The following is an 11572-nucleotide window of genomic DNA, read 5'->3' on the forward strand; positions in this document are numbered from 1 at the left end:
ACGCCAAAGAAAGGGAATGCTAGTGGCGCGCCTGCCGAACCGATGCGCTTTGAGATTGACGATCGTATTCAGGCTGCACCGCTGTCGGTTCCGACGCTGACATTTGCCAGTCATAACGATCCGTTAATGAGCTTCACTCGCGCCCAATACTGGGTGCATGCGTGGGACAGTGAACGGGTTGATGTTGGTGAAGCAGGGTACATTAATGCAGAAGCGGGATTTGGTCCCTGGGAATATGGTCTGACAAGATTAACTGAGTTTTCAGAGGCGTTCATTGATACTCGTTAATCGGACAGTTTCCATCAAGTAGTCATATTACATTATTAAGATAACGTTATATTTTTCTTTAATGCCAGGACAATGAATAGAGTTGTCTTGGCATCTATTTTTTATTAAGCCAGCTCTTCTTGATCGCCTGAACCATGCAGCATTTCCTGAATCTGCTGATAAACCTCGGCAGCAGACAAATTGCTATATGACGTTTTGCTCTCAAAATGTAATACCTGTTCGCCACCAGAACTATGAAGCGCTCCCATGAGTGCCAGATCTTCTTGTGTGATGCGTTGCCCTGTAAAGGCATCAAACATTTCAGAATTACCATCTGGGTATTTAACCACGGAAATGAGCTTGCCGTTGTACAAAGGAATACCCGTCATTGCCAGTGAGTATTCGGTGGCGGCTTTCTGCTGTGTCTTAATCTGCTCAGGTGGAGGGGCATCTTTTTCTTCAGTAGCACGTTTCTTTTGAGAAGACAGCGTGACCTTCGTGCTCTCGTTTGAGCTCGGCATATTTTGAGAGTCGGAGTTCGTTGATGTATCGGTTTTATTCCCCGAACTGATGGCTGCCACGACAGTCGGGTTGGCGGCCGCGCCAATAGGGGGCATGGTCGCTGGGGTAGTCGTATTCACGAGTTGAATATCTGGAATCACCACAGTATAACTCCTTCTTATATCTATTTAATGCTGGTAATGGTTTTTTACCAGTGAGTTACTTCAGTGTGTTAAACCACATACGTTAATGCCACAATCGTTGAAATGCAGGTCACCAACACAAACAGGTTAATTATCTTCCTTGGAAGAGGCATCAATCTGCTGAGTATAATTTCCTATTATTCAACATGATGACGTTAAAGAAATGGTTCAGTCAGAACACGGTTAATCTAAAACAGTATTTATGCCAAACACTATTTATGCAAAATGCAATTGCATTAAAAAAACACCCTATCACAAAGGGTATCGGCTATTTTTTTTGCTTCATTAATATCCAAAAGGCATAAAATTTAACTTTTTGATTACCAATCGTGCGATTTTATGTGACCAAACATCTTAATTTTTAAAAAATAGAAAATGATCATAGCATTAGCATGATTCAGTGAAACTACTTACTATGCATGTGCTCTACAAGTGTGGGAGAACGCGATACACTGCTTTCCTTATCTTTGTCCTGTTAAGAAGCGCTATGCCCAGTATTAAACTGACTGTTAACTATTTGTATCGGCAATCAGGCGAAGCGCGTGAAGCTTCACAGGCGACAGCCCGCGTGTTTGTCGGTGACGATCTGATCGCGACTGAGGCGATTACTGGTATGACGGAAAGCCCAGTCACTAAGTATTTGCACCACTCAGGGCCTGAAGATCAGCCTGTCCGTGTTGAGTGGGATTGCCAGGACGTAGCAGCGATGACGGTTTCTGTGGTGGAAATTTGCCCCTGCTGCCATCATTATTAGCCTCATATGTTGAGGCCGTGCGCCATCTTTGAGCAATTCAGCTTCATGATTGACACACTAAATAGCGCGAGTGGTAGAAAACCAACGCACATGCGGTTTGAAATATGACGGGTAGACAAGGTGAATGTATGAAATTAGCGGTATCAACCTTAATAGCCTGTGGACTGTGGACGGCAACATGTGAAGTGCATGCTGGTTGGTATGTTGTGAGCAATTATGAAGGTCATATAGGGCCTTATCCGGTACATTTTTCATTGCAGAAATACAGCTCGGACCAAGATAAAAATCTTCTTGGGAGCTACTTTTACGATAAATACCGAGCGCCAATTCCTTTGTATGGACGGCTCTCGGAAACGTCGCTTGAGATCTGCGAAATCCATACCCCCCAGGACTACGATAAATACATCGTTCAGGGCGTTAAGTCCGGCATCGATATGACGCACTGTCCCTTTAAATTAGCCCAGGTAGGGGAAGAACTCCGTGGCGAGTGGTCAAACGGAAAAGCACGTTATGATGTTAGCTTGCGGCGCGTGGCATCTTTTGACGATCGCGAGCAGCCCGCAAAGCTAGAAGGGCAGGTTGACATTCCTTTCTGGGGGCAAACGGCGACTCATAGTTTCGTTGGAGTGTACCAAAACAGCGATATGGGGATAGTCGTTGAGGGAATCAAGGCAATCAACAAGAAGAGCGGCAACGTCGATCAACTTCTCAAGCCTGATTTTCAGCAATGCCAGTTTGGTTTTTTCATGACGCCAATTTATATGAATATTGAGAACGGTGTAGATAATCACAGCATCACGCTGAACTGCTATTCCCACGGTAGAGGTGATATTCTACTGGAATATCGTTTTGATACGGTAAACCAGCATTATGATGTGGCCAGTGAATAATCGGCAGCCTTAGGCCTGAATCAGAGATAATGATGATTCATCTGAAATCCTACCTTGCTAGGATTTTATGTATAGTTCGAAAATTATTTCGCAGGCTAAGTAAATATATTTATTTATTTTTTGTCTATCGATGTTACAGGGCGGGATTTCATTTTTGTTGATAAACCTGCCAAAGATAACCTTACTACAAAAACCTTCTGATCACCCTGCATATTATCGCTTACACGCTATGTTGTCTTTTTGCTTTCATGCTGTTCACCCAACTCGGCTCAATTGAACAGTACCATATATGCCGTGCTTTCCGAGTCTCTGTGTACCTTTGCCCTCTGCTCATAGAGCGCTTATTCTAACGTAAAACGTACGAATCTCTATCGATAGAAAAATAATTATTAAATAATAAATAATTAGTTAAAGTATGAATTTAATAAGGCCATTATTTGTAAGTGTTACTACGGGCGATAAATTTTATCGAATTGTAAATAAACCTTCTCTATAGGTCATTTTACTGATTGATAATATAAATCCCCAGTTACTACAATGAGTTGTTCTTTTGTGATGGGGGATGTTTTTTATTTTATTGCCAATAATACTGTGTTCTACTAGACTCTGTTTTAATTAGATAAAAACACCCTAATTAACTAATGTTATAACATCTTCTAAACCGATAGTGTTAGTAGACGCTATTTTTTAAATTAACTAACTCTAAAGAGTAAAATTAAAATATATAAACTCAATTTAGTGATGGTTTTTTAAAATTAAAGTAGCCTGCCACGAAATAATTGCATGCGTAACAGTATTGGTTGATGCGATTTTTACGATTAACGTTATATTTTTATATAACTAATTAATTTATGGGAACGTAATAATTATAAAACCCTAAGAATGCCTATGCGTGAGAGAAATTAATTTTATGATGGGCTGTTTATGGGGGAATCTATTATATAATATTATTATCTAAAAAAACCACATTAACTAGTTAATGGCTAATTAGATTGTTTGGTTATTTTTGTGTTTTTTTTTTAGTTATTGAATGTAAATCATCGGTTATTTTTCACATTTTACTTTGATTTTACTATCAAGATAGTAAAGGGATAGTTTTGAATGGAAAGATATTAATTCATTCACTGTAAGCAATTTATAATTATCTGATTAGGATTTAAAAATAGAAATCAACCTGAAAATTTACGGAGATATTTTATGAGTTCAAACAATTCCATACCTAAGAGAATACCAGCGCCAATAGTTAAAGAAGCAATTAATGGTGGTATTCTTCTTAAAGATAAACAAGTAACTGTCGTTGTTCCAGCATTTGCGAATCTTAAACACTATGATCTACTAACTATCAATTGGGTTGGCCTTACAGAGGGACAAAAGGGGAAAAGTTATCCCCTCCCCATAACTAAAAATTTGGCAGGAAAAGAATATGTGTACACTATTCCTCTGGCTAAAATAAAAGATAAGCACGATCACTACATTAAAATATGGTATTCATTTCACCAAGTTGGATCTCATCAAACTTTCACTTCTCTCACATTGGAATTACGCACTCTTGTCTACCCTGTCCCCGCAACTAAAGAGCTGAGCGTGGATACTTGCGATGCCGCAGAACCAGAAGAGTTGGATTTGGCTATTTCTGGCAATCGAACATTGGACGAGATCGCTTACGCCAAAATTCATCCAGGAATTGGTGTAGGGCGAGTGGGAAATAGTCAAAATGAATTTTATATTGGCCCTGAGTATGCAAACGAGCCACCGCCAGCGTTTGGCGCAACACGAGATAGCACTGGCGCAATTAAACGCCAAGCCGCTCGATTTAGAGTCTATGGTTACAATAAGCAAGGTGTAGCAATTGCAGAGTTGACCCCAGATATTGCAGATATCAAGTGGGGCGTTGAACTCGCAAATAAGAAATCAGCCTGGTACCAATTTGATTTAGCGATGGACATACCTGAAGCAAGACCGGTTAAACGTCGCAACCCGCTAATCGCTGGGGCGCAGCGTAAAAGTCTTGAAATAAGACCTTCGGTTAAAACCATTAGTGGCACGAACAGTGATGGTGTTCAATTTGATGACGGTAACTTTAAAGGTGTGCCGGTAAATCTTGGAGAACTACGCACTGACGCACAGGGGCGCTTATTGGTTCTGGGTGGACATGGTAAAGCAGCATCACCGAGTGGTGCACCTCTGTTGGTTATTAATGCTCAAGGAAAAGAGGAAAATTTTAATAATTCAGTTGACTGGTACGATGACATTTCGGATGGTCCCGTGTCGGCTCAAGTCAGCATAAAAGGAAAAAATATACCAGTAACCGATGCCTGGGTAATTATTGGGCCGCCAGATTACGCACCAGGCATTGTTCCATTTCGTTCGCTCTACGATATGATCAAAGCGACGTCAATTGAAGCTGGCCTGGTTTCACCTAGAAAAAAAACGTCCTATACCAAGGATATTTTGCCACTGTTGCTGAATCTTGCCAATCTGCAATGGGTCAATGTGGGTTTTGCACAAATATTTGGCCTTGAAGGTTCATTTGAGATCAATGCGGGGTTATTAACGTCATTACGTAAACCGGATTGTTATTTCAAACGTTTTGACGTTTACGCGAAATTTCGCTCGCCGGATGATGTAAGTTTTGACGGTGGGAATGAGTTGAAGTGGCCTCAATTGTATGGCGATGGACTTGATTCTATACCATTTAAAGATGTCGGAGGGTTGCTTCCTGTATCACCACATAGCTATGAACATCTTGCCAATTTTGTATTGTCGGATTTTGTGGACGATCTCGTGTACGACGAGTCTTTAAGCCCAGGTGCTTTCCCCCATGCTGCCTATGCCCAACCCGTGGATAAACTGCCGGTCGCAGAACGACCAGCCACTCTGGATGAGGGCCCACTATCTTATTGCTGCGCAGATGCATTTCATCCAGGATGTGAACTGACCTGGAATATGCGTCATGCTTCACTTTATAGCGAATTCATGCGTATTAAACGGCGTAGACCTCATGAGCAGGAAAAGGATTATGGTGATGTTCTGACACCAGAACAAGCTCTGGCTGCTGATGGCCCTCTGCACGCTCAGGGTGCTGGTGATTTGACGCGCTGGATGGCAATGCCATGGCAAGGAGACACGGCTCGGTGCCGTTCAGGTTATGACAAAGAATTCCACCCTTACTTACCCTCTTTCTGGCCTGCCAAAGTGCCAAATGAAGTGCTTAGTGAAGAAACCTATAACTACCTCTTAAATGACGCAGTAAGCGTAGAAGATCGAACCAATGCATTTAACCATCGTGACTACTGGCAGCGTGCATTTTTACTGGAAGGTTTGAGTAATGAATCTGTAATGCAAGCCACCATCGACCGCTTCGATGAATTAGGTATCGTACAACGTCGGCCTATCCCACCTATATTCACATGGTGGTTTGATCACATGTTTGTTGAGCAACTCAAGCCAGGTATGCCGCCACTTCATGCCGCTGCTTCGGCTTTTAGCGCACGTGTTGATGGAGCTACTGTTGATCACAAAGCGGCGTTACTGAAACAAATGGGATGGACTGAAGAAGAATGGGAAAAATTCCGTCGCACACGATAATACCTGTAACATGTGATGTACTCGTTATAGGGGCGGGGCCAGCTGGCTCCGTTGCATCCCGTTTGTTGTCTCTTGCGGGAATTCGAGTTGTATTATTGGATAACGTCAATATTACTCGACAAAAAATAGGAGAAAGTTTGCCGGGTGCAGCCCGGCCTATGCTTCACCGTCTGGGGTTAATCCCCTGGGTTGAAAAAAGTGCGCCACTTACGAATAGCGGAAATTTATCCTGCTGGGGTGGAGAGCAGTTGACCGCGACAGATTTCATTCGCGATCCATATGGTTGTGGATGGCATCTTGATCGGCAGCGCTTCGACCAAAATCTTCGAGATGCGGCTGAAGACGCCGGCGCGTTGATAGTTAATGCGCGCCTATCCTCTCTCTCCGAAACTCATGATGGCATGAAAGCTCAGGTCGGCGAACAGACAATTACTGCAAATTGGGTCATTGATGCCAGTGGTAAATCAGGTACCATCGCAAGTACGTTAGGTAACTCAAGGCTGAAAGATCCACCTTTATTTGCACTGTATACATGGTGCAGTAATGGCAATGTTGATACACGAAGCGTTGTTGAAGCGGCCCCAACAGGATGGTGGTATACCGCAGGATTACCTGATGGACACAGGGTTGTAGCCTTCTTCACGCTGCCGAGTGAGGCAAAAAACATGTGGCGTGAAAAGCAGAGTTTTACGTCTGTATTGCAGAGTACGACACATGTACAGCATTGGTGTCCTCCAGAACTGACGTCCTCAAGTAGGTTGCAGATAATCGATGCAACAGCAAGCTATCTTCATAATGTTTTTGGCTCACGCTGGATAGCCGTTGGAGATGCAGCACTTTCATTGGATCCGTTGTCTTCTCAGGGAATATATAACGCAATTTATACTGGACTGCGTGGCGCAGAAGCTGTTCAAGCTGTCTTAGTTAATAATGATCGTTCTTTACTTGTTCAATATGGTGACCGTATTGCGTCTATACGTGCTGCTTTTCGGGATGAAGTCAGTCGTTATTATCAGCAAGAAAAACGATGGGTAGAAAAACCCTTTTGGAAAGCGCATCAGAGTGAAAGGTTATAATGATTTTTTGATAAATTAATTATGTTATCTATGCTGTGAATTTTCATGATAATAAAATAATGCATGATTTATTTATTCAGCAGATGGGTTGTTTTTATTGTTAATTTTACCTGGTTATTTATAAAAAATAATTTTCATAACTTTCATGATATATAATGAGGTGTAAGCATGAGTGAAAATCCTTCTGATGAATCTAAAAACGAAGCTTCACGTTCAGTTGAACTTCGGAATAGTTCAGCATCTGAGGAAATTCGTCGGATGTTTGTCGATGAAACACAGGTTGGTCGTATTGTTAACCTAAAACAGACCCCAGCAAAGAGAGCTGCTTTCTCCAAACAGCATGGTGTTGCACACGGTATTTTTAGAGTGGAAAATGACCTTCAGGAAAGATATCGAGTAGGTATTTTTAAGCCTGGAGCTGAATATAAAGCTTGGGTACGTTATTCAAGTGATACGAATCAAAACAATCCAGATAAAAATACCACCATGGGCATTGGCATTAAGCTTTTTGGCGTGCCGGGTAAAAAAGCACTTGAAGAAGACGCCAATGCAACTACTCTTGACTTCATTTTGCAAAACACGCAAGTGTTTTTTGCTGCCTATGCAGAGGAAATGGTTGATTTCAAAGCCGCAGCAATGAGTGGAGCCTTGATTGCATGGCTTGAAGCAAATCCTGAGGCAGCTAAAATTCTTGACGAAATGGAAAGCCGGACTGTTGAAAGTGTGTTGACAGAGCCACTATGGAGCTGTGTCCCGTTTAAATTTGGAGAAAATGATTTTTGTAAGTTCAAACTTGCCGTTCAATCAGTTGCAAACCCCAACAACCCTCCAGAATATGACGCACCTGACTATCTGGCGAGGGACATGCAAGAACGGCTGATGAACGGAGAAGCCAGGCTAAATTTTTATGTTCAATTGAGAACGAAAAATGCTACGCAATCTGTTAGCAGTGCTCGTAGTCTATGGAAAGAAAATGAGGCTATACCGATGAAGGTTGCGACTCTCACTTTCCCAAAACAAAATATTGTGGCCAGAGGACAGGCTGATTACGGAGAATCACTGTCTTTTAATATCTGGCGAACATTGCCGGAAATGATCCCTCTAGGGAGTATTGCTGAAGCACGAAAAGTGATTTACCGTTCGTCTGCTCAGGTTCGAAGAAATGTCAATGGCCAAGCAATTGGTGAACCCAACCAGCCACGACTTCAGGAAATGCCTGTTTATAGCTCTTTTCGCCCAACATTACAAACACCTTGGGCAGTGGGAACAACAGGTAACATTGTTGAAAATTTTCAAGGGTATGCGGAGACGATTATTCCTGAATTCAGCTTTTCACATTTCGGGGAATTGACTATCAGTACTCGCGATATGAGTCCTCAGACCGTGCAGGTGTTAAAAGCAGAAAATGACATCAATGGCGTCTTGAGTGGAATGATTGTTCAAGTTAACAATAACATTAAAAATGTGGGGATTTTGCGAATTTTATTAGAAAAAAATTCGGCTAAAAATATTAAATTTGGATTAGTTTCGAATTCTTTTTCAACAGAAGACAAAGGTCAGTTGACAATCAAGGCATTTGATAGCCCAGGTGCTAATGCGAAACTTGTTGCCGATCAGGTTATAATATCAGAAGAAAACGCCGTAGTATATATAGAAGCTAGGGGGGAAGAAACCATTTCGTTGCTGACATTCCATTACACAAACAAAATTAAAATTTTCCAAATGGATAATTTTGTTATTTCTTATCCAGAAGTTCCAATAGTTGATGCTAGTACGAACTTTGATGTCATAAATGGGGAGAATATCACTCAAAATGAAATCAGTGATCTTTTTAGATTTTATGATACCATTGTAATAAATATAATGAATTCTAGCTGGGCTAGCGAAGTTCATGTGCCAAAAGCAATTAATTCCAATAAAAATAAGACATTAAAAATATGTAACATGGCAAATGATAATGTTGAGGTTTTCGTGGATTTGAAAGCAGGAAATCTTGGAGCTTCATCATTTATCTTGGCAAAAGATAAAGCAATTAATATTAAATCAACAGGAGCTGAGTGGAATATTATATCCTAAATCATTCGAGTTTCAGGGGAAAACGTTAACGTTTTGAACAACGCAAAGCGTTGGCCCTTTAGATTGAGGCTCATTATGGGCTTCGTAATTCGGCAAGGGCTGGTCAAATTCGGCGAGAACGAATTTGACCAGCCAACTTACATGCAACTTGAAGTATGACGAAGTATATAAATGCTAATGTCAATGAAAGATTTCTACCAATTACACTCATCATAAATAGCATTAGGTATAAAACATAATGCATTAATTAAATGTTATAAAAATCAATTAATGAAAAATTTTTATAAAGACCGATTTTAAATTTAATCAGATCTACATTTTTATGGGTTTGATATCTAACTTACCATTTCAACATTTATACCGAGGAAACGATACTCGCTCATACAGTGCGGCAGGACTGAATTAAAGATAATGATTATTTTCATTAATCTCTACTCTGCTATGGTTTTTCTATATAAATTCCATGAATTATTTTACAGGTAAATATATTTTTTTTTATTATTAAAAATAAAAGATTTTCACTTTTCCTTATTTTTTGTTAAAAATAACCCTGTCTTCATTTTTTATAAACACTGTTTTTGTTTTTCTGTGTCTACTAATGTTATAAGCCCAGAAGGGGCTATTTTTTGCTAAAGGAGTGAAAATGCTTTCAGGAAAGAAAACGATTATGGCGACATCCATATTTTGTGTCGCTTTTTTTGCGCATGCGGATAATTTCCCTAAATTGGATCAAGCGCTACCGTCAGGTATTAATGCGGTTGCGATTGCCCCCATCTTTGATTTCGATAGCGATAGCTGTTTGCCCAGCGCGGGGTTTAGCCGCAGCGGAATACAAAACGGCGGTTTGAAACCGACAGGAAATCTCACCGCCGGATGCCGGTGGACTACATTCTTAGATATGTCGAATACGCTCCATCGTTATACCTGTATCGATCGTGATGGTGCTCGCTACTGCGGCAGCTTTTATTCGCTCTATTTCTTAAAAGATCAGGTGCTAGGTGGTTTGAAAACGGGTCATCGGCACGATTGGGAGCACGTTGCAATCTGGACGAAAAACGGCGTGGTGACGCACGGTAGCTTCAGCGCACACGGCAAACTGACGACGGAAGCGGCAGTGAATATCGATAAGCAGGGCGGTCACTTAAAATTTGTGTATCACAAAGATGGAGTGTTAACGCACGCTTTCCGGTTTGCCAAAACGAATGAACAGGCAGAAAACCCCTACGGCAACTTTGTGACGCCAGATATTGTCAGCTGGTACGCGATGTCAGGTGACGGTATCAGCAATGAAGAGTTGCGTAACCAGTTAAATGCGTTTGACTATGGTTCAGCCTCGATTCCCCTAAAAGACAGTAATTTCCTGACGAACCTGAATAATGGCCGACCTGCCGGCTATCCAGAATTTACAGCTGCCAGCTTAACGGCTTCGAAATAATCACCAATAAGGGGTCCGCTTGGAAAACGGAAATTATCCCACGTTAAGCCTGTTTTTTAGGCAGTGATAATTTGACAGGCTGCTTTGAGCGAAGAGCGGAAGTCCGCAGTTGTTTTCACATCTGATGATAGCCACTTTCTTTCGAGCCAGTAGGTGCTCCACGTCTGCTAGTGAATACTCAGGGCATGAGATTAACTGCTGGCTATATTTCTTTCGAAGAGCGTGGCGATATTTATGATTAGTATTCAGTTTCTGTCGGCAGGCCGCGTACTTAAGTAGCCAATCCTGCGTGATATATAAAACACTTCCAGTAAATTATGTCTTAATTACAATGCTATTTCAGTAAATATGTCAGATCTCTACACTGGACTCAACACCTAAACGAGGAGTACAGAATGAAACTGACTAAAATTGCTTTACTGGCCGCAGCCCTGGCATCTGTCGCGTCTGTTAATGCGTTTGCGAATGACGTGGTTTCCCTAAAATTCAGCGATGGTCGCCCGGATGTGAAAGGCGTTGAAGCGGTGAATGCTGTTCTTAACCCGATTGGCATCAACGTGACCACCCTTGATATTCCTGAAACGGCAAAACCTGTCCTGAAACTATCTGAGAGCCGGGCGGTGACTAAAGCCGAACAGGATCTCCTGATTAAGGAATTTCACCTGAATCAGGAGCAGCTCCTTGAGCAGGTCAGCATGGCAGGCCGTACGCCGGCAGTTAAAGGCGGTGGCGTGTTAACGGAAGAAACCGGCTTTGGTCCATACCCGAAAGTGTATGACTGA

8 protein-coding genes and 1 pseudogene are annotated in these 11572 nt (G+C 41.7%); 8 read left to right on the forward strand and 1 reads right to left on the reverse strand.

The window, feature by feature from the left end:
• Positions 1 to 27: 27 nt before the first annotated feature.
• Positions 28 to 288 (forward strand): annotated as a pseudogene (locus K7X24_RS20245) (alpha/beta hydrolase); the annotation flags it as partial.
• A 104-nt stretch (positions 289 to 392) separates the two neighbouring features.
• On the opposite strand, the gene K7X24_RS20250 reads toward K7X24_RS20245, so the two are convergent.
• On the reverse strand, positions 393 to 932 hold the full coding sequence (locus K7X24_RS20250; protein WP_224558083.1) for a hypothetical protein: 540 nt from the start codon (positions 930 to 932) through the stop codon (positions 393 to 395).
• 526 nt (positions 933 to 1458) lie between these two features.
• Here K7X24_RS20250 and K7X24_RS20255 point away from each other — a divergent pair.
• The 7 genes from K7X24_RS20255 (at position 1459) to K7X24_RS20285 (ending at position 11572) form a co-directional block, all read left to right on the forward strand.
• On the forward strand, positions 1459 to 1725 hold the full coding sequence (locus K7X24_RS20255; RefSeq protein ID WP_224558084.1) for a hypothetical protein: 267 nt from the start codon (positions 1459 to 1461) through the stop codon (positions 1723 to 1725).
• Positions 1726 to 1853: 128 nt separating this feature from the next.
• On the forward strand, positions 1854 to 2615 hold the full coding sequence (locus K7X24_RS20260; protein ID WP_224558085.1) for a hypothetical protein: 762 nt from the start codon (positions 1854 to 1856) through the stop codon (positions 2613 to 2615).
• Between the two features lie 1197 nt (positions 2616 to 3812).
• The gene (locus K7X24_RS20265) at positions 3813 to 6203 is read left to right on the forward strand and encodes a LodA/GoxA family CTQ-dependent oxidase (RefSeq protein WP_224558086.1); all 2391 of its coding nucleotides are present in this window, start codon (positions 3813 to 3815) and stop codon (positions 6201 to 6203) included.
• Entirely contained in the window at positions 6176 to 7279 is a 1104-nt protein-coding gene (locus K7X24_RS20270; RefSeq protein WP_224558087.1) for a tryptophan 7-halogenase, read from the forward strand. Before K7X24_RS20265 ends, K7X24_RS20270 begins: the two co-directional genes overlap by 28 nt.
• Before the next feature lie 168 nt (positions 7280 to 7447).
• On the forward strand, positions 7448 to 9355 hold the full coding sequence (locus tag K7X24_RS20275; protein ID WP_224558088.1) for a hypothetical protein: 1908 nt from the start codon (positions 7448 to 7450) through the stop codon (positions 9353 to 9355).
• A 643-nt stretch (positions 9356 to 9998) separates the two neighbouring features.
• Positions 9999 to 10790, forward strand: coding sequence for an NPP1 family protein (locus K7X24_RS20280; protein ID WP_224558089.1), 792 nt, complete (start codon positions 9999 to 10001; stop codon positions 10788 to 10790).
• A gap of 395 nt (positions 10791 to 11185) precedes the next feature.
• Complete coding sequence (locus tag K7X24_RS20285; RefSeq protein ID WP_224558090.1) at positions 11186 to 11572, forward strand: hypothetical protein; 387 nt, start codon at positions 11186 to 11188, stop codon at positions 11570 to 11572.

Origin of the sequence: Pectobacterium versatile (genome assembly GCF_020166435.1) — a bacterium.
Lineage (GTDB): Bacteria > Pseudomonadota > Gammaproteobacteria > Enterobacterales > Enterobacteriaceae > Pectobacterium > Pectobacterium versatile.

Coding starts and splice junctions, on each gene's coding strand:
- K7X24_RS20270 (WP_224558087.1), top strand. CDS start 6,176: ATGGGAAAAATTCCGTCGCACACGATAATACCTGTAACATGTGATGTA.
- K7X24_RS20275 (WP_224558088.1), top strand. CDS start 7,448: ATGAGTGAAAATCCTTCTGATGAATCTAAAAACGAAGCTTCACGTTCA.
- K7X24_RS20285 (WP_224558090.1), top strand. CDS start 11,186: ATGAAACTGACTAAAATTGCTTTACTGGCCGCAGCCCTGGCATCTGTC.
- K7X24_RS20260 (WP_224558085.1), top strand. CDS start 1,854: ATGAAATTAGCGGTATCAACCTTAATAGCCTGTGGACTGTGGACGGCA.
- K7X24_RS20280 (WP_224558089.1), top strand. CDS start 9,999: ATGCTTTCAGGAAAGAAAACGATTATGGCGACATCCATATTTTGTGTC.
- K7X24_RS20255 (WP_224558084.1), top strand. CDS start 1,459: ATGCCCAGTATTAAACTGACTGTTAACTATTTGTATCGGCAATCAGGC.
- K7X24_RS20265 (WP_224558086.1), top strand. CDS start 3,813: ATGAGTTCAAACAATTCCATACCTAAGAGAATACCAGCGCCAATAGTT.